Source organism: Vibrio sp. RC2502 (assembly GCF_054850435.1).
The window spans coordinates 2,082,914-2,101,157 of sequence record NZ_CM141453.1 but is presented as its reverse complement, the minus strand read 5'-3'; the positions used below and the strand labels follow the sequence as shown (position 1 = coordinate 2,101,157).

At 46.4% G+C, this 18,244-nt stretch carries 16 protein-coding genes; 9 read left to right on the top strand and 7 right to left on the bottom strand.

All coding sequences use genetic code 11. The features are described from left to right. Positions 1–179 precede the first annotated feature (179 nt). Positions 180–1,919: a glycoside hydrolase family 36 protein gene (locus tag ACYJZR_RS09815; protein ID WP_005478875.1), complete on the top strand. Its 1,740-nt coding sequence runs from the start codon at positions 180–182 to the stop codon at positions 1,917–1,919. An 86-nt stretch (positions 1,920–2,005) separates the two neighbouring features. Here ACYJZR_RS09815 and ACYJZR_RS09810 read toward each other — a convergent pair whose 3' ends face one another. After that, entirely contained in the window at positions 2,006–3,220 is a 1,215-nt protein-coding gene (locus ACYJZR_RS09810) for a putative manganese transporter (protein WP_025509279.1), read from the bottom strand. A gap of 194 nt (positions 3,221–3,414) precedes the next feature. On the opposite strand from ACYJZR_RS09810, the gene ACYJZR_RS09805 reads away from it, so the two are divergent. Further along, the gene (locus ACYJZR_RS09805; protein WP_005462364.1) at positions 3,415–4,320 is read left to right on the top strand and encodes a manganese-dependent inorganic pyrophosphatase; all 906 of its coding nucleotides are present in this window, start codon (positions 3,415–3,417) and stop codon (positions 4,318–4,320) included. Positions 4,321–4,395: 75 nt separating this feature from the next. Next, complete coding sequence (locus ACYJZR_RS09800; protein WP_005478908.1) at positions 4,396–4,785, top strand: DUF2750 domain-containing protein; 390 nt, start codon at positions 4,396–4,398, stop codon at positions 4,783–4,785. A 75-nt stretch (positions 4,786–4,860) separates the two neighbouring features. Here the strand turns inward: ACYJZR_RS09800 and ACYJZR_RS09795 are convergent, their stop codons facing one another. The 6 genes from ACYJZR_RS09795 to pspF all read right to left on the bottom strand — a co-directional run bounded on the left by ACYJZR_RS09795 (position 4,861) and on the right by pspF (position 11,327). Then, on the bottom strand, positions 4,861–5,643 hold the full coding sequence (locus ACYJZR_RS09795; RefSeq protein ID WP_005462331.1) for a peptide ABC transporter ATP-binding protein: 783 nt from the start codon (positions 5,641–5,643) through the stop codon (positions 4,861–4,863). Further along, on the bottom strand, positions 5,640–6,635 hold the full coding sequence (locus ACYJZR_RS09790) for a peptide ABC transporter ATP-binding protein (protein ID WP_005462378.1): 996 nt from the start codon (positions 6,633–6,635) through the stop codon (positions 5,640–5,642). The genes ACYJZR_RS09795 and ACYJZR_RS09790 overlap by 4 nt, the downstream gene beginning before the upstream one ends. Continuing rightward, entirely contained in the window at positions 6,635–7,522 is an 888-nt protein-coding gene (locus ACYJZR_RS09785; RefSeq protein WP_005462338.1) for an ABC transporter permease subunit, read from the bottom strand. The genes ACYJZR_RS09790 and ACYJZR_RS09785 overlap by 1 nt, the downstream gene beginning before the upstream one ends. Then, positions 7,509–8,471, bottom strand: coding sequence for an ABC transporter permease (locus ACYJZR_RS09780; RefSeq protein WP_005462367.1), 963 nt, complete (start codon positions 8,469–8,471; stop codon positions 7,509–7,511). Before ACYJZR_RS09780 ends, ACYJZR_RS09785 begins: the two co-directional genes overlap by 14 nt. Further along, on the bottom strand, positions 8,471–10,090 hold the full coding sequence (sapA, locus tag ACYJZR_RS09775) for an ABC transporter substrate-binding protein SapA (RefSeq protein WP_025624273.1): 1,620 nt from the start codon (positions 10,088–10,090) through the stop codon (positions 8,471–8,473). The genes ACYJZR_RS09780 and sapA overlap by 1 nt, the downstream gene beginning before the upstream one ends. A 226-nt stretch (positions 10,091–10,316) precedes the next feature. Continuing rightward, complete coding sequence (pspF, locus tag ACYJZR_RS09770) at positions 10,317–11,327, bottom strand: phage shock protein operon transcriptional activator (RefSeq protein WP_005495684.1); 1,011 nt, start codon at positions 11,325–11,327, stop codon at positions 10,317–10,319. Positions 11,328–11,559: 232 nt separating this feature from the next. Here pspF and pspA point away from each other — a divergent pair, with 232 nt between their 5' ends. The 6 genes from pspA (at position 11,560) to vmeI (ending at position 18,239) form a co-directional block, all read left to right on the top strand. Next, complete coding sequence (pspA, locus tag ACYJZR_RS09765) at positions 11,560–12,231, top strand: phage shock protein PspA (protein ID WP_005462360.1); 672 nt, start codon at positions 11,560–11,562, stop codon at positions 12,229–12,231. 14 nt (positions 12,232–12,245) lie between these two features. Next, the gene (gene pspB, locus ACYJZR_RS09760; RefSeq protein ID WP_005462365.1) at positions 12,246–12,479 is read left to right on the top strand and encodes an envelope stress response membrane protein PspB; all 234 of its coding nucleotides are present in this window, start codon (positions 12,246–12,248) and stop codon (positions 12,477–12,479) included. After that, a complete protein-coding gene (gene pspC, locus ACYJZR_RS09755; RefSeq protein ID WP_005462375.1) occupies positions 12,472–12,861 on the top strand; it encodes an envelope stress response membrane protein PspC in 390 nt (129 codons plus the stop codon). The genes pspB and pspC overlap by 8 nt, the downstream gene beginning before the upstream one ends. 161 nt (positions 12,862–13,022) lie before the next feature. Continuing rightward, positions 13,023–14,054: an efflux RND transporter periplasmic adaptor subunit VmeG gene (vmeG, locus tag ACYJZR_RS09750; RefSeq protein ID WP_005462329.1), complete on the top strand. Its 1,032-nt coding sequence runs from the start codon at positions 13,023–13,025 to the stop codon at positions 14,052–14,054. 1 nt (position 14,055) lies between these two features. Then, complete coding sequence (gene vmeH, locus ACYJZR_RS09745) at positions 14,056–15,141, top strand: efflux RND transporter periplasmic adaptor subunit VmeH (protein ID WP_406964873.1); 1,086 nt, start codon at positions 14,056–14,058, stop codon at positions 15,139–15,141. Next, positions 15,138–18,239, top strand: coding sequence for an efflux RND transporter permease subunit VmeI (gene vmeI, locus ACYJZR_RS09740; RefSeq protein WP_461715821.1), 3,102 nt, complete (start codon positions 15,138–15,140; stop codon positions 18,237–18,239). The genes vmeH and vmeI overlap by 4 nt, the downstream gene beginning before the upstream one ends. Positions 18,240–18,244: the final 5 nt, after the last annotated feature.

Here is an 18,244-nt window from a genome sequence, read left to right as displayed (position 1 = left end):
GTGAGCGTTATCTCAATAACCGTTTTTGAGCGTCAGAGTGCATGGATTCGTGACGAAAATAACGAATTGCTCGCATCATTCACAGGATAATGAAGTCATATTCAAAAGGCTTCACGCGCAACCAAGCATCGTGGGGTCAATTGGACACAAAACAATAATAATCAGTGAGTAGATGCAATATGGCTCAGACCATTCAGTTAGCCAACCATTCCGAAATGACGATCATCGATAACGATCTGCACGTGGATGTGATTGGTAATCAAGCCCATTTCTCTTTCTCTGGGCTTCACAATAAGACCTTTACTGACCGTGAAGTGCTGTTCGAAATGCCGTTTCTATACGAGCACGAAGCCAACGTGATTGGTGATGGTTTTCAAATGTTGGCGCAAACGTCAGGAACGATCACGCATCCTATTGAAATAGGTCGCTGCCCCGACAACATTCCCCCATACCGTGTGTACTCACAACATGCCCCCAAGCGTTACTACAACTATCTAGTGATTGAGGATTCTGCTGGTTACACCTTGTTTGGCTTCACGACGTGCCGTCGATTTGCTGGATACTTTGATATACAACAGCGAAATGGGCAGTGGATACTGACCGCTGCAATCGATGGCGAACACACGCAAGTGGCGGATTGGGAACACAATCAACTTGAGTCCATTACGATTTTAACTGGCAACTCGCTATCCGATCTGTATCAAGAGTTCAGCGAGATGATTGCCGTGCATCATCCTATTCGCAACGGTGTTACGCAGGATGCACCGATAGGCTGGTGTTCTTGGTATGCGTACTATGCCGATGTGACCGAGCAAAATGTTTTAGAAAATGTCGATTGCATGCAAGACAAGCTCGAAGACTTAGAATGGGTACTTCTGGATGATGGCTATCAAGCGTTCATGGGGGATTGGCTTACGCCGTCGGATAAATTCTCTGGCGGTGTGAAGGAGCTGATCCAAAACATTCGCGCAAAAGGCAAAAAGCCGGCGATTTGGATGGCTCCTTTCATAGCGCAGCCAGAATCTGAGGTCTTTAAGCAACATCCTGAATGGTTTGTTCGTCATCCTGACGGTCAGCTCCTTAAAGCCGAAGATGTTACCTACGGCGGCTGGCGTTGCACGCCTTGGTATATTCTCGATACGTCCAACCCAGAAGTGCAAGATCATCTAACGCACGTTGTGTCAGTGATGAGGCTAGAGTGGGGCGTAGAGCTGTTTAAGCTCGATGCAAACTACTGGGGAACACTAAAAGGAAAACGTAGTCAGTCTGGTATTACGGGTGTCGAAGCGTATCGATTAGGGATGGAGGCGATCGCCAGAGGCGCAGGAGACGCGTGGTTGCTTGGCTGCAACGCGCCAATGTGGCCATCTTTGGGGCTGGTGGATGCGATGCGTGTGTCTGATGACGTCGAGCGCCATAGCCACCGTTTTGAACAGATCGCTAAAGAGACGTTTTTCCGTAGCTGGCAGCACCGTAAATTGTGGCAAATTGACCCAGACTGCGCGACGTTTACTTCTCTTGCTAATCAAGCTGCATCACGTGAAGACTACGAGTTTCACCGTACCGTATTATTAGCGTCTGGCGGCTTGCTTTTGTCTGGCGACCCTCTCCCAGAAATCACGCCATTTGCGAGTAAAACCTTGGCGAAGCTGATGTTGCGACAACGACGCAGCCAAGAATCTGCTAAGTTCACGGCGTTAAGTTTGAGCCATGCTTTTTTGAAACTGACGGACAAGAATGATCTACATTGTTTGTTCAATTACGCGAATCACAATGCGACTGAATTTACTCTCACAGCGGATCAGCCCGTTGATTGGTATGACTATTGGACCGGAGAAAAGCTCAACCAAGATCCTTGTCAGTTGCTTCTAGTGAGTGTCGATAGAGGTCTGAATGCCAAAGCAATAGTGACCGCGTAAAGGTCATTGAAAACGACGTATTAAACGAAAAGAGCCACTTGGGCTCTTTTCTTGTTTTTACGTGTTCTTTTTTGAGAGCGGAATAACTAAAACTCAAACATAAAGTAATAGCCATAGCCCACAATGAACGCAGGGATAGAAGAATAGATCGTTGCCATCAATGCCGCTTTGGGAGCCATGGCAATCGCGGGGAACAGTGCATCTCCATCGTTAGAAATCGCATTCGCAATCTGCGCGGATAATGGTGCGGCACCAGTAATGTACAAACTGGTGACGAGAATCTGTGGGCCGCAGCCTGGTAGCATACCGATGGCTAAGCCAGCCAATGGCATCCAGATGCCCCAATTTGAGAAGGTAGCAGCCAAATCAACGCCTGAAAAATAGGTCGTTAATTCAAACGCAAGAAACGCCACGATAACCCACGCGCTGACAAAGTTGGTGTCTTGAGCTGCTTTTTGAATCGGGTGTGAATCAACGATTTTTTCATCTTCTGACACCGTCGATTGATAATCTCCCAACTCTTTTGTCATTGCCCACAACGACATGGAGACCACCGCAAATATCGCTCCTAACCATTCAATGCTACTTGGACTCAAATTCAGTAGCTGATTGATATCCACTTGGAATGAGGTCATTACGGCCACCATGCTCGCAGGGATTATCAACCACTTCCAGAATGCGCCTTGAAGATTAATCGCACGTTGCTCTAAAGGTGTGTATCGCTCGCTTTGATGCTGACAACAATGGTGGTGAGCGCTCGCTTGTTTTGGCTCGGGGCGTAGAAAATCATCAGGATGAAATGCGTTGACGATCAACCCCGAAACCGTACCTACCACAATGCCAAGTGCGACGACGCCAACGCCGACGGACGGTTTTGCCGCGAGTAACAAGAATGCCGCATCGCCCATGGTTGATGTCAGTACGGCTACGATTGCGCCAAATCCTACTCGTCCACTAATAAATTGAGTCGTAACAACAATAGCGCCGCCACAGCCCGGAAGCGCACCGAGTAGGGCTGCAAAAAACACCTGATGATGACGAGAGCGATGATAGAGCTGAGTGATGCGATTCGTCTTCGACATAAAGTTGGAGAGGTAATGATAAATCGCCAAGGTTGCTGCGACATAACAAGATACTGCCCAGAAAGAATCGGAAAGCGTGGTCACTGTGATCTCTCGGGTGTTCTCATTCGCTAATAAGACAAGCATGATAATGGGGATAAGCAGTCGCTTATAAGCTAACTGGAACTGAGTTGGCTGAAATAGCTGCTGTGCGGAGTGCAAAAATCGGGTCGCGTTCATCGTTAACTCAAATGCAAATGGTAATAATTATCATTATATGTAAATGAGATTTATTCGCAATAGGGTTGTGAACTTTTCTTCGTGTCAAATTCCCTCAAATCAGGTAAAGTATCGGCCTTTGTGAGCAAACAGCTTCCACGGCACATCGTGCCATTGTTCGGAAGCGTATCAAATTGACTTGAATAGGAAGAAACATGATTCTAGTTGTAGGTCATAAGAACCCAGACAGTGACAGTATTTGTAGTGCACTAGTTGCAACAGAACTTCTAAAGGCGCGTGGCGTTGAAGCAATGCCAATTCGTCAGGGCGAAATCAACCGTGAAACTCAGCACATTCTTGAAGTAGCTGGCGCAGAAGTTCCAGAACTTCGCACTTCAGTAGCGGGTGAAACCGTTTGGCTAGTAGACTACTCAGATCTAGCGCAAGCACCAGACGACATCGCTGAAGCTGAAATTGCGGGTATCGTTGACCACCACCGTCTAGGTGACGTGATGACAGTGAACCCAATGGAAGCATGGATCTGGCCTGTTGGCTGTACTAACACAGTACTATTCAACATGTTCAAGATTGAAGGTCACGAGATCAAGCCTCAAATCGCTAAGCTAATGATGTCAGCAATCCTATCTGACACAGTAGGCTTCGCTTCTCCAACTTGTACACAAAAAGACAAAGATGCTGTTGCTGAGCTAGCTGCAATCGCTGACGTACAAGATGTGGACGCATTCACGAAAGATCTTCTAATTGCTAAGACAAATATCGAAGGTCTATCTGCGGCTCAACTCGTTGAAAAGGACCTTAAAGGTTACCCATTCAACGGTCGTGACGTAGTGGTTGGTCAGGTTGAACTTGCAACTCTTGAGCAAGTTGACGGTATGATCGAAGCACTAGAAGCAGACCTAGAATCTCGTTGTGAGAAAGATAACCTAGCGTTCGCTGCAGTTATGCTAACAGACATCACAACTGCTCAAACTCGTCTTCTATACAAAGGTGAGTGGGCTGAGAAACTTGTTAAGCACGAGAAAGACGGCATGCTAATGATGGAAAATACACTAAGCCGTAAGAAGCAAGGTTGGCCTTGGCTTCAAACTGAGCTAGCGTAATTTCATTATTACCAGCATATACTGTAAATGCCCGCTTAGCTGCGGGCATTTTTCTATGGGAAACAGGAGACTGATATGTCTGAGCAACTCACCCAAGAACAAATCGATACGATTAATCGCTACAACGAAGAGCAGCGCCTAAAGTATTGTGTCAAAGAGATTGTCGCGAATCGTAAAGTTTGGATTCTTAAAGACGAGCACGGCTGTGTCATGTTAAACACAGAAGACGATGATTGCGTTCCTGTGTGGCCAAATGAAGAATTTGCCAAGCAGTGGGCAACGGGTGACTGGGAAGAGTGTGAACCAGAAGCGATCTCTCTTAACAAATGGCATAGCCGTTGGACTACTGGCCTAGAAGATGATGAGCTATCGGTTGTTGTATTCCCGAATCAAAACGAAGAAGGCGTGGTGTTGTTTCCTGACGAGTTTGATTTCGAACTGCGTAAACAAGCAAGCCGTCGTTAATCTGCCTTTACTCGCTTCACCCAATAGAAAAAGCCTGCATGAAAGCAGGCTTTTTGTTTTTCGTGAGCTGTCTGTTTAGTGGCTTGGCGCTTTGTAGAAATGGCTTTCTACCAAACGCTGGGTAATCGCATGTTCTGGATTAGTAAGGACTTGGTTTGTCTCTCCAAACTCAACCACTTCGCCTTCGTGCATGACCATCACTTTGTCAGTGATGTGTTTAACGATACCGATATGCTGAGACACGTACACAAACGACAAGCCCATCTCTTCTTGCAGCTCCAAGAACAGGTTGATGATCTGCGAGCGCATCGCCATATCCAAACCGTTTAGCGCTTCATCCGCCACAATGATTGATGGCTGAAGGATGAGTGCACGAGCCAAACACACACGCTGTTTTTGACCAGCAGCAAGCATTTGAGGATAGAAGTAGGCGTGCTCCGGCAGAAGCCCCACGCGAAGCAACGTCTCTTTTACACGTTTCATTCGTGCATCGGGCGGCATGTTGGTGTTTCGTTTTAACGGACCTTCCAAGATTCGTCCAATTTGAATACGAGGATTCAGTGACGTGTTTGGGTCTTGGAAAATCATGCGAATCAACTTACATCGCGTTGCGTAATCTTTGTGTTCTAAACGCTCACCATTGACTCGGATCTCACCAGAGCTCGGTTCAACAACGCCTGCGAGCATACGTGCAAGTGTTGATTTACCGGAGCCATTCTGGCCAATAAAGCCAATAGTTTGCCCCGGTTCTAGCGTAAAGCTCACGGGCTTAACTGCTTCATTAACTTGACGTCTGAACAGTCGAGAACGCGTGACAAACTGCTTCGATAAGTTATCGACTTCGAGTAACGCACTCATGACTTCTTCTCCGTGTTCAATGGAAAGTGACAGTTAAACTTATGGTTTTTAATGCGTCGCGTGTGTGGAATTTCAACACACTGTTTTTGCGCGTACGGACAACGTGGCCCTAATCGACAACCAATTGGCAGGTGCTGCAAAGGAGGGATAGATCCAGGTAGCGATTGCAGTTTCTGCTTGTGCGGTACCCAATCATTAAAATCTGGCATCGCTTTTAGCAGCGCGTCAGTGTAAGGGTGTTTAGGTGCTTCGATGATTTTGTCGGTGTCGGCAGACTCAACCGACTGACCACAGTACATGACGGTAATTCGGCTTGCCCATTGCGTGATGGTAGCCAAGTCGTGACCGATCAGCAAAATCGTGGTGTTATTGAGCTGGTTCATTCGGCTCAACAAACGCAGAATCTGCGATTGAGTGATGGGGTCTAAGTCGTTAGTTGGTTCATCGGCAATCAACAATTTAGGTTTGGTTGCGATGGCCATGGCGATCATGACTTTTTGACATTCACCATCTGTTAGCTCGTACGGGTAGCTGCCCATCAAGCGTTTGTGATCTTTGATACCAACTTTGTGCAGTAGCGCAATGGCCTGTTTTTTACGCCATTTGAATCGCTCCCACCACTTGCCTTCAAAGGCGCGAGAGGGGATAGACTCAATCAATTGACGTCCTACTTCTTCGGAAGGATCCAAACAGGTTGAGGGTTCTTGGAAGATCATCGCGATATCGCGGGCAATGACGCGTCGACGCTCTTTCGGCGTAAGCTGTAAAAGGTCGATGTTACCCAAGCGCATTCGGTCCGCGGTGATTCGCCAGTTGTCCTTACAAACCCCCACGATCGCTTTCGCAACTAAGCTTTTACCTGAGCCAGACTCGCCCACTAAGCCTCGGATTTCACCTTCGTTGAGCGTTAGGCTCATTCGGTCGACGGCTTTCACCATCCCTTGTGGTGTTTCGATCTCGATAGTCAGATGTCGAATATCTAATAACGGCATTATTCGATCCCCGCATTCAGCGCTTGGCGTACACCTTCACCTACTAAGTTTAAGATAATTACGGTGAACATGATGGTCAGACCCGGAAGCGTCACGGTCCATGGTGCGATGTAAATCAGCTCGACGGAATCACCCAAAATGGCTCCCCATTCGGTACTCGGCGCTTGAGCACCCAAGCCAAGAAATCCAAGAGCTGTAATATCCAAAATGGCCGCCGACAGAGCGAGAGTAATCTCTGCTGCAATGACGGTTAAAATATTTGGAAGAATCGAGCTCCACAGCAAGTAGAAGTCATTTGCGCCATCTAGGCGGGCTGCCATGATGTAATCTTTTTCTACCTCAGTATGTACGGCAATATACACAGAGCGAATAAAGCGTGGGATCAGGGCTAAACAAATCGCCAGCAAGATATTAAATTCACCAAAGCCAAGGAATGCCACAAAAATGATCGCGAGCAATAGCGATGGGATCGACATAACGGTGTCGAGAAGGTGGTTCAAAGTACTGGAAAGCAGACCTTTCGTCATCCCCGCCAGCACTCCGATAAAGCAACCTACGATGGTCGCAATCGCAGTAATGCCAACTGCTGCGCCAAAAGTCAGTTGAGAGCCCATGATCAAGCGCGACAGAATATCACGACCTAAGTCATCGGTTCCTAAAAAGTAATCGACGGTGCCCGCTGGTGCCCATGAAGGGGGAACGAGTAACTCACCAGATTGTGCTTGTGGATCAAACGGAGCAAGCCACGGAGCTAAGATGGTGATCAATACGATCAAGCCTAAACACCACAAGCCAAACATCGCTAACCCGTTAGCGCGGTAACTACGCCAAAATCGCTCAAACTGAGTTGGAATGCGTTCTTCCTGATAAACGTTATTTGTTAGCATACCATTCCTTTCTCACCAGAGGGTTGATCATGGCGCCAATCAAGTCCGAAAGGATATTGGCAGTTAATACGAGTGTCGCAAGCACCATTACTCCTGCTTGGATTGAGGCGTAATCTTGATTGGCAAGCGCATCCAGCAACCAGCGACCAATGCCCGGCCAGTTAAAGATCGACTCGGTGATGATCGCTAAAGTGATCATGCTAGATAGCTGAACCCCAACTTTTGGAATGATGGGCGGAATGGCGTTACGCATTACGTGCTGAGTGACGATCTCACGATTCGATAAACCTTTGATTCGGGCAGCGCGAATGTAGTTTTGGCTCATAACTTCTGCAACAGATGCACGCATCAAACCAACAACTTGAGTCGTAGGTGCTAACGCCAGAACCAAACACGGCAGAACCATGTGCTCGATGACACTTTGCAGTGCGTGAGCTCGGTATTCACCTTTCGCCATAAAGGCGTCAATAATGGCAAACCCAGTCACATGGTCGATTTCGTACAGCAAGTCGTAGCGTCCAGCAACAGGGAAGATATGGTATTCCAACGAGAAGACCATGATCAGCAGTAGTGCCACCCAGAAAATCGGAGCAGAGTAACCCGACATCGAAAGAAACGAGATACCAGTGTCGAGCCACTTACCCTGTTTCATCCCTGCAATCGTACCAAGTGGGATACCGATTAAGAGCGAAACCAGGAAGGCGAAAAAGCACAATTCTAATGTGGCTGGAAAAACAACGGCGAGTTCGTCGTAAATCGCATTGCCGTTTTTGCTCAAACCAAAATCGAGCTGAGAAAGGTTAATTAAGTAGCTTTGCCAGCCAGACCAGAACTCCACATTTGCCCAATGTGAAAGCGGGTCAAGGCGCAGCAGAGAAAAGCCCACCAAAGTGAGAATCATCAAAGTGATGAAAAAGAGGTTAAATCGTCGAATGGTGTACCAAAACATCAGTGGATTCTCTCAACTCTATCAAACGGTTGGGCATTGAAAGGGCTCGATTTGAAGCCAGTTAATGACTTGTCGTGCACACGGAATTGAACCCCATGTGCCAACGGAATAACTGGAAACTCTTCATTCAAAATATTTTGCGCCTGACGATACAGGTTTAGGCGGTAACGTTGCTCTTGCGTCTCTAGCGCGAGATCCAGCAAAAAGTCGAAATCATCGTTACACCACATCGAAACGTTAAGGCCCACTCGGTCTGATTCGCACGATAGTAAAGGACGGAAGAAGTTATCCGGATCGCCAGTATCGCCAATCCAGCCAGTAAGGAGCAAGTCGATATCGTTGATGTTTTCAAGATCCACTCGCTCGAAACGGTCGTCGGTGAGCAGAGTCAGCTTGATGCCGATATCGGCGAAGTTCGCCTGAATGAGCTCAGCAGTTTTGCGTGGACTTGGGTTGAATGCTCTTGGCTCTAGCGGCACCCACATCGACAGTTTTAGACCATCTTCGTATCCTGCTTCACGAAGTAGAGCGAGAGCGTAATTTCGGTCATAACGAATTTTCGCACTGTCTTTTTGATACGCCCAAGAGTTCGGCGGCAGCAATGTATAAGCTAGGGTACCTGTACCGTAATAAACCGAATCCAAGATATTTTGACGATTGATCGCAAGGTTCAACGCTTGGCGGACTCTTGGGTCGCGAAGTGCTGGAGTCTCGGTATTAATCGCAATAAAGGAAACGTTATTTGCTGGTGTTGCCGTCAACTCAAGGTTTTCATCTTCTTGAATGATTGGGATCTGGCTAGAGATAGGTGAAGACAAAACATCGCATTCATTGCGCAGCAACTTAGCTAACGTGCCAGTACCACGGTGTGAAATGTCGAACACTACTTGTTCCATTTTCGCTGGCGAGTTCCAGTAGTTCGGATGACGTTCCAAGCGAATCAAATCGTTTACTTGATACTCTTTGAGCTGGTAAGGCCCTGAACCAATAGGGAGTTGGTCGATTTGCTCTTTGTTGTCTTTTGCCGCCAATTGTTGACCGTATTCTGCTGACAGTATTACCGCATGGCTGGTGGCGATATTTGCCAAGAATGAAAAGTTTGGTTGCGCGAGTTTAAACGTCACTGTGTAATCATCGACAGCAATCACATCTTGCAATAGATTTTGAAAATCTAAACCAGCAAACCATGGATAAAAACCACCACCAACTTGATGAAAAGGATGGTCTACATCAATGATTCGCTTAAAGCTGAATACCACGTCTTTTGAATTTAACGGGCGAGTCGGAGAGAACCACGGTGTCGCTTGGAACTGAACGCCATGTTTGAGCTTGAATGTGTACTCAGTACCTTCCTTGTTCACAGACCAACTTTCCGCAATGCTTGCAATAGGTTGGTGTGTTTTAGGATCAAGCGTGAGTAAGGTGTCGTACAACTGAGGGCTTAACGCCTCGGCTGTAATACCACTGTCTATAAGCTGAGGATTAAATGTTGTTGGTTTACCTTGCCCACAAAACACAAAACCTGCTTGGCGAATATCGTTGTGATCGATTTCTTCACCACAGGCAGTCAGTAAGCTAATACCAATAAGGCTCAGCGATAATCTTATAAAAGCATTCATAATATGAAATGTTCATTGGATTTTGCTTGTTTCATTTGATCTTACTCGTCCAGAGCTCACAAGCGAAAATGATCTCGCTAATTTAACACCTTTGTGAACTCGCTCCAAACACAAAATCTTTTGCTGGTAGGGTGTTAGATCAAAATACGATGTCTATTTAACACTGTAGCCCGAATTTTGCAGACATGAGTTGCGTTATCTATGGCTAGTGGTGTTTTTGGTTTTGTTAACTTTGTCCGACTAAACCGTACTTTCTGACCATGCCTCGTAGCTGGTGATAGCTTAATCCTAGCAATTCGGCAGCTTGTCGTTGGTTGAATTTTGCTTCCTCCAAGGCACGATTGAGAAGATTGATATCTTGCTCCTCTTGCCACTGTTTGTAATCGAGAGGAAAGTGGATCGAAGTCGTTTGAGACGAGGCTTCTTCTTGAGGATCTTCGTTTGCCGCAGTATGACCAAGCGCATTGTTCCAACCAGTGGCAAAAGGGTTAAAAATTAGCTCATCAATCGGTTCTGCATTTAATCCGTGTTGATAGATAGCGCGCTCAATTACGTTTTTTAGCTCACGCACATTACCTGGCCACGAGTAATCGAGCAGGGCTTGTTGCGCTTGATGAGTGAAACCAACGAAGTATTCGAGTTGCAACTCTCGACACATTTTCATTGCATAATGTTCGGCAAGCGACAGGATATCTTCTTTGCGTTCTCGCAGTGGTGGCAACATGATAACGTCAAAGGCTAGACGATCGAGTAAGTCGGCACGGAAATCACCTTGCTCAGCCAGTCGTGGCAAATCTGCATTGGTAGCACACACTAAGCGTACATCCGCATTAAGAGCGGTATGGCCACCGACGCGTTCGTATTCACCGTATTCAATCACTCGCAGCAGCTTCTCTTGCACAAGTAACGGCGCAGTTGCCAACTCATCCAAGAACAAGGTGCCACCTTCCGCACGTTCAAAACGGCCTTTATGCTTGCCTTTTGAACCAGTAAACGAGCCGGATTCATGGCCGAACAACTCGGAGTCAATCAAACCTTCGCTTAAGGTCGCACAGTTGAGAGAAAGAAGTGGCTTATCCCAACGTTTTGATAAGTAATGCAAACGTTGAGCGATCAGTTCTTTACCGGTACCTCGCTCACCAATAATGAGGACGGGGCGTTCAATTGGGGCGAGTTGTGATACTTTATCCAATACAGCGAGAAAAGCGGGAGATTCACCAATAAGGTTTTGCTTCATAAAATCCTTCTTATTTTTGCTACCTAGCCTAATTTAAGCGAAGAGTTGGTGAATTTTACCAACTGTTGGTGAAAAACATCATAGCATAACGGTGCATAACAACAAGATTACTGGTAACTTGTTGATTTTAATAGATTATAAAAGTTGGCATGGTACTTGTTATGTATTCAGGGAGACACAAGGTGAATCACCACCTTGTCGAGTTTTAATAGGAAAAAAGAGGAGTTCCGTTATGGGTATTTTTTCTCGTTTTGCAGATATCGTTAACTCAAACATCAGTGCATTGCTAGACAAGGCGGAAGATCCTGAAAAAATGATCCGTCTTATCATTCAAGAAATGGAAGACACACTTGTAGAAGTGCGTACTAACTCGGCTAAAGCGATTGCAGACAAAAAAGAGCTGGCTCGTAAAGTTGAGATGCTAGAAGAGCAAATTGGCGAATGGGGTCAAAAAGCGAGCCTAGCGTTGGTTAAAGAGCGCGAAGATTTGGCGCGTGCAGCCCTAATTGAAAAGCAAAAACTTGAGCAAGTCGTAAAAGGTTTGCACACAGAGCAAACGCTGGTGGAAGAAACGATCAACAAGTTGACTGGTGAAATCGGTAAGCTTGAGAACAAAATCGCAGAAACACGAGCAAAGCAACAAGCGCTAGCGATTCGTAATCAAACAGCGTCTAACCGTCGCGATGTTCAAAAGCATCTGCATACTAGCCGCACAAATGAGGCAATGGCGAAGTTCGATCAATATTCTCGTAAAATTGACGAAATGGAAGCGGAAGCCGATCTGTACGCTCAAACTGGGAATGCAAAATCGCTAGAGCAAGAGTTTGCAGAGCTTCAGGCTCAAGACGAAATTGAAAAAGAGTTGGCAAAACTGAAAGAGCAGATGTCATCGCAAGATAAATAAGAGAGGAGCCATTTATGTCGGCATTTTTTTTAGTAGGACCAGTGATTGTCTTTTTAATCTTTGTCGCTCCACTATGGCTCTTCTTACACTATCGCAGTAAACGCAAAACGGATAGTGCACTGTCGAGCCAAGACTTAGAGCGCCTTCAGGTACTGTCTGAAAAAGCGGAAGCGATGCAGTCTCGAGTTGATACATTGGAGCGCATCTTAGATGCTGAGTCACCAACATGGAGACGTAAGTATGAATAATCGAGAACTGTATCGTGATCCAGTAAATGGCAAAATCTCCGGTGTTTGTGCCGGATTTGCCAACTACTTTGGTGCAGAAGTTTGGTTGATTCGTATTGTAGTGATTTCTGCTGCCCTATTAGGTGGTACATTCTTAGTGGTGTTAGCGTATATCGCGATGGCATTTATGCTCGAAAAGCAACCCGTGAGATATTCTGAAAACATAAGAGAGCAGCAAGAGCATACGCTTAAAAGTAAGCCTTGGCAGAAAGGACAAAGTCCGGATCAATTACTCAGTGTTTTGGAAAGAGATTTTGACCGTCTTGATGGCAAAATTCGTAACATGGAAGCGTATGTGACGTCCGATACATTTAGGGTGAACCGAGAGTTCAGCAAACTCTAAACTTGATGCATCTATCAATGATTTAAATAAAGCAGGCGACAAGCCTGCTTTTTTATCACAAATTACTAATTTTTAAGCATAATTAATCTTTTGTGCTCTGGAAGTTAATTCATAATTCATCTACTTTAAATGTAATCACTTACTTTTTATGGATGAATGTGATGAGAAAACTGCTCATTCCGATAGCCGTCACGGCTGCATTGTCGGGTTGTGGTAAAGAGCTTCCACCAGTTCCTGAGCCAGAATCTCGCCCCGCAAAACTTTTTACTGTTTCTGTTGGCAACGCACAATTTGAACGCCATTTCCCCGCCACCACAGAAGCCGGTGACAGAGCTGTACTCGCATTTCGTGTCCCAGGGTTGCTTCAATCGATCGAAGTTAATGAAGGGCAAGTCGTTAAAAAAGGCGATGTGCTAGCAGTCCTTAACCCAGATGAATATTCCTTACTGGAAAAGCAAGCAAGAGCGAATTTTGCGTTAGCTGATGTTCAGTACAAGCGCTATAAAAAGCTGCGGAAAGACCAAGTGGTCTCCGAACAAGATTTTGATGAAGCGAAAGCTAATCATAACTCCGCTAAAGCGCAATGGGATCAAGCCAAAGCGAACTTGCGCTACACCCAACTTGTTGCTCCTTACGATGGCACCATTTCTTATCTTCCTGCCGAAAATCATGAATACGTTGCCGCTAAAGAAGGGGTGATGAACATTCAAACCAATCAGGTAATGAAGGTGATTTTTCAACTGCCTGACTATTTGCTCAACCGCTATACGCAAGGCGTGAATGTTTCAGCAAAAATGATATTCGATGCGTTTCCCGAACGCTCTTTCGATCTGACTTTCCAAGAAATTGACACCGAAGCAGACCCAAAAACAGGCAGCTATAAAGTGACGATGGTGATGGAAAGACCGCCAGAGCTAGGCATTCTTCCAGGTATGTCAGGCAATGCGTATCTCGTGTCACAAAACTCCGGAGCGACCAAAATTCCAGATTCTGCGCTATTTGAAGAAAATGGAAAAACTTACGTTTGGCGCGTTGATGACCAAGGTGTGGTTGCGAAAGCAGACATTACGATGAATGACAATGGACAGATCTTGCAAGGGTTAGCGGATGGCGATCAAATCATTATCTCAGGCATTAATGTCATTGAGCCGGGAATCAAAGTCCGGGCTTGGGTGAAGGAGCGAGGGTTGTAGTATGAAAGGAATCATAACCTTAACCGCGATTTTCGCGGCGCTTACTTTGGCTGGCTGTGGTGAAAAAGGACCAGAAAGAACCGTCGAAACCCCCAAAGTAAGAGTGGTTTCGCTGGAAGGTAATCGAGTTGATGACAATCTGTATTTTCCTGCGGTTGCGAACGCTGCAGACCGCTCTCATTTGAGTTTCCGTGTGGCGGGCGAAGTGAGTCGCGTATTGGTGCGAGAAGGGGATAAAGTGCAAAAAGGCGCTGTTATTGCCACCCTAGACCCAACGGATTATCAACTGGATGTCGATAATGCCACGGCGAGATTTTCTGTGGTCGACAGTCAATATCGCCGCTCTCGGCCTTTGATGGATAAAGGTTTGTTGGCGAAGTCGCAGTTTGATGAAATTGCTGCGCAGCGCCAAATCGCGTTGGCGGAGTTGGAACTCGCTAAGTTGCGTTTATCGTTCACCACATTAAAAGCGCCGGTTGATGGCATCATTTCTCGGGTCAATATTGATCAATTTGAGAGTGTTCAAGTTGGGCAACATATTGTCAATATCCACAGTCTGGATCGCGTAGAAGTTCTGATTCAATTGCCAGATCGCTTGTACGTCAAACAGCCTCCTACAGAAGAAAGATTAACGGCAATTAATGCGGTGGTTCGTGTTCCTAGTGGCAACGAGTACAAGGCGACGATTAAAGAGTTCACCACTGAGCCTGATCCAACCACAGGAACGTTTACCGTGACGCTTTCTTTACCGATGCCAAAAGAGGAATACATCCTTGATGGTATGGCCGTTGAAGTGACCTCGAAAGATGAAAAAGTGGGTTTAGAGCTGAACGTTGGGATCAATGTGCCGATTGAGGCAATTTTCAATGCTGATGGAGACGAGCTTGGACGTGAGAACAAGTTTGTTTGGGTGCTGAATGACGACAGTACCATTTCACGAAAACAAATCCGAACCGGCAAAGCCTCCAAAACCTCGATTCAAGTGCTTGATGGATTAGCGCTTAACGACAAAGTGGTGGTTGCTGGCGTTTCGCGACTCAGAGATGGAATGAAAGTGGAAGTGGTTAAGCAGGAGGCTGGTTTATGAGCGAGCAAAACAAAGTGCCTCAAAGTGATGATGACGTAACGGGCATTGCGGCTTATTTCATTCGAAATCGCGTGATTAGTTGGATGGTGTCTTTGATCTTCTTGATTGGTGGTATTGCTGCTTTCTTCGGGTTGGGACGTTTAGAAGATCCGGCCTTTACTATCAAAGATGCGATGGTAGTGACGTCATACCCAGGTGCGACGCCGCAACAAGTGGAAGAAGAAGTGACGTACCCGCTGGAAAAAGCCATCCAGCAACTGACTTACGTTGACGAAGTGAACTCCATTTCCAACCGTGGTTTATCTCAGATCACCGTGACGATGAAAAACAACTATGGCCCCGATGATTTACCACAAATTTGGGATGAATTGCGTCGAAAAGTGAACGACTTAAAAGTCACGTTACCACCGGGTGTTAATGAGCCTCAGGTTATTGATGACTTCGGTGATGTGTACGGCATCTTGTTGGCAGTGACAGGGGATGGCTACAGCTATAAAGAGTTGCTGGATTATGTCGACTACTTACGCCGTGAACTTGAACTGGTCGATGGCGTCAGCAAGGTTTCTGTCTCTGGTCAGCAGCAAGAGCAAGTCTTTATTGAAGTTTCGATGAAGAAGCTAAGCAGTATTGGTTTGTCGCCAAACACGGTTTTTAACTTGCTGTCCACGCAAAATATTGTGTCTGATGCTGGCGCTATTCGTATTGGTGATGAGTACATTCGAATTCAGCCTACGGGTGAGTTCCAAAGCGTTGATGAGTTAGGGGATCTGTTGATCACCGAATCTGGTGCGCAAGGGCTTATTTTCCTCAAAGACGTAGCAGAAATTAAACGTGGCTATGTTGAAGTGCCGGGTAACATCATCAACTTTAACGGCAGCTTAGCGCTGAACGTCGGTGTGTCGTTTGCTCAAGGTGTCAACGTGGTTGAAGTCGGTAAGGCCTTTGATCGTCGCCTTGCCGAGTTGAAGTATCAACAACCGGTTGGTGTCGAGATCTCGGAGATTTACAGCCAACCGAAAGAGGTAGATAAATCGGTCAGCGGCTTTGTGATCAGTTTGGCGCAGGCGGTTGGCATCGTAATTATTGTATTGCTGTTCTTTATGGGGTTGCGCTCGGGTCTACTGATAGGCCTGATCTTGCTACTCACGGTTTTAGGTACGTTCATCTTCATGAAATATCTCGCGATTGACTTGCAGCGCATCTCTCTGGGTGCGTTGGTTATCGCACTCGGTATGTTGGTGGATAATGCCATCGTGGTGGTGGAAGGGATATTAATCGGCACTCAAAAAGGGCGAACGCGATTACAAGCTGCGACGGATATTGTCACTCAAACCAAATGGCCGCTATTGGGTGCAACTGTAATTGCGGTAACGGCATTTGCGCCAATTGGTTTGTCGGAAGACTCCACGGGTGAGTACTGTGGCACCTTGTTTACGGTGCTGCTGATTTCCCTCATGCTGAGTTGGTTTACCGCTATTTCGCTAACGCCGTTCTTTGCCGATATTTTCTTTAAGGGGCAGAAAATTAAGCAAGGTGAAGGTGAGGAAAACGACCCATATAACGGCATTATTTTTGTGGCATATAAAAAGTTTTTAGAGTTTTGTATGCGTCGCGCGTGGTTAACGGTCGTGGTTTTGATTGTTGGGCTTGGTGCAAGTGTTTATGGGTTTACCTTGGTAAAACAATCGTTTTTCCCATCTTCAACCACGCCAATTTTCCAATTGGATGTGTGGCTACCGGAAGGTACAGATATTCGTGCGACTAACGATAAGCTAAAAGAACTGGAATCTTGGCTTGCTGAGCAAGAGCACGTTGATCACATCACAACAACTGCGGGTAAAGGTCTGCAACGCTTTATGCTGACGTATGCTCCGGAAAAAAGCTATGCCGCTTATGGTGAAATCACTACGCGAGTTGATAACTACGAAGCGCTTGCGCCGTTAATGGCACGGTTTAGGGATCACCTAAAAGCCAACTATCCAGAGATCAATTACAAGCTCAAACAGATTGAACTGGGCCCTGGTGGCGGCGCGAAAATTGAAGCGCGTATTATCGGCTCTGATCCAACGGTGCTTCGCACGATTGCGGCGCAAGTAATGGATATCATGTACGCCGATCCGGGCGCGACCAATATTCGCCACGATTGGCGTGAGCGTACTCAAGTGCTTGAGCCTCAGTTCAACGAAAGCCAAGCGCGTCGTTACGGTATCACTAAATCTGATGTGGATGATTTCTTATCGATGTCGTTCTCGGGAATGACGATAGGTCTTTACCGTGACGGTACTACGTTGATGCCTATTGTGGCGCGTTTACCAGAAGACGAGCGTATCGATATTCGTAACATCGAAGGCATGAAAATTTGGAGCCCTGCGCAGAGTGAGTTTATCCCACTCCAGCAAGTCACAATGGGTTACGACATGCGTTGGGAAGACCCTATCATCGTGCGTAAGAACCGTAAGCGCATGCTTACTGTGATGGCGGACCCTGATATTCTCGGTGAAGAAACCGCATCGACGTTGCAAAAACGCCTACAGCCGCAAATCGAAGCGATTCAAATGCCACCTGGCTATTCTCTAGAATGGGGCGGTGAGTACGAGTCTTCAGGTGATGCTCAAGAGTCTCTGTTCACAACGATGCCGATGGGCTACTTGTTCATGTTCTTGATCACTGTGTTCCTATTCAACTCGATTAAAGAACCGCTGATTGTTTGGCTCACCGTGCCACTGGCATTGATTGGTGTCACCACGGGTTTGTTGGCACTCAATACGCCGTTTGGCTTTATGGCGTTGCTGGGCTTTTTGAGCTTATCTGGTATGGTACTCAAAAACGGCATTGTTCTGCTCGACCAAATTGAAATTGAGATGAAGTCGGGGAAAGAGGCGTATGACGCAGTGGTTGATGCGGCAGTCAGTCGTGTTCGCCCAGTGTGTATGGCAGCGATTACCACCATTTTGGGTATGATTCCTCTTCTACCTGATATCTTCTTTAAACCGATGGCGGTAACGATTATGTTTGGTTTAGGTTTTGCCACCATCCTGACACTTATTGTCGTGCCAGTGTTGTATCGTCTGTTCCATAAAGTGTCGGTGCTGAAATAGGCTTA

What these genes read in the sequence shown, in the direction of transcription:
- ACYJZR_RS09815 (WP_005478875.1), top strand. Translation starts at nt 180, where the DNA reads ATGGCTCAGACCATTCAGTTAGCCAACCATTCCGAAATGACGATCATC.
- ACYJZR_RS09810 (WP_025509279.1), bottom strand. Translation starts at nt 3,220, where the DNA reads ATGAACGCGACCCGATTTTTGCACTCCGCACAGCAGCTATTTCAGCCA.
- ACYJZR_RS09805 (WP_005462364.1), top strand. Translation starts at nt 3,415, where the DNA reads ATGATTCTAGTTGTAGGTCATAAGAACCCAGACAGTGACAGTATTTGT.
- ACYJZR_RS09800 (WP_005478908.1), top strand. Translation starts at nt 4,396, where the DNA reads ATGTCTGAGCAACTCACCCAAGAACAAATCGATACGATTAATCGCTAC.
- ACYJZR_RS09795 (WP_005462331.1), bottom strand. Translation starts at nt 5,643, where the DNA reads ATGAGTGCGTTACTCGAAGTCGATAACTTATCGAAGCAGTTTGTCACG.
- ACYJZR_RS09790 (WP_005462378.1), bottom strand. Translation starts at nt 6,635, where the DNA reads ATGCCGTTATTAGATATTCGACATCTGACTATCGAGATCGAAACACCA.
- ACYJZR_RS09785 (WP_005462338.1), bottom strand. Translation starts at nt 7,522, where the DNA reads ATGCTAACAAATAACGTTTATCAGGAAGAACGCATTCCAACTCAGTTT.
- ACYJZR_RS09780 (WP_005462367.1), bottom strand. Translation starts at nt 8,471, where the DNA reads ATGTTTTGGTACACCATTCGACGATTTAACCTCTTTTTCATCACTTTG.
- sapA (WP_025624273.1), bottom strand. Translation starts at nt 10,090, where the DNA reads ATGAATGCTTTTATAAGATTATCGCTGAGCCTTATTGGTATTAGCTTA.
- pspF (WP_005495684.1), bottom strand. Translation starts at nt 11,327, where the DNA reads ATGAAGCAAAACCTTATTGGTGAATCTCCCGCTTTTCTCGCTGTATTG.
- pspA (WP_005462360.1), top strand. Translation starts at nt 11,560, where the DNA reads ATGGGTATTTTTTCTCGTTTTGCAGATATCGTTAACTCAAACATCAGT.
- pspB (WP_005462365.1), top strand. Translation starts at nt 12,246, where the DNA reads ATGTCGGCATTTTTTTTAGTAGGACCAGTGATTGTCTTTTTAATCTTT.
- pspC (WP_005462375.1), top strand. Translation starts at nt 12,472, where the DNA reads ATGAATAATCGAGAACTGTATCGTGATCCAGTAAATGGCAAAATCTCC.
- vmeG (WP_005462329.1), top strand. Translation starts at nt 13,023, where the DNA reads ATGAGAAAACTGCTCATTCCGATAGCCGTCACGGCTGCATTGTCGGGT.
- vmeH (WP_406964873.1), top strand. Translation starts at nt 14,056, where the DNA reads ATGAAAGGAATCATAACCTTAACCGCGATTTTCGCGGCGCTTACTTTG.
- vmeI (WP_461715821.1), top strand. Translation starts at nt 15,138, where the DNA reads ATGAGCGAGCAAAACAAAGTGCCTCAAAGTGATGATGACGTAACGGGC.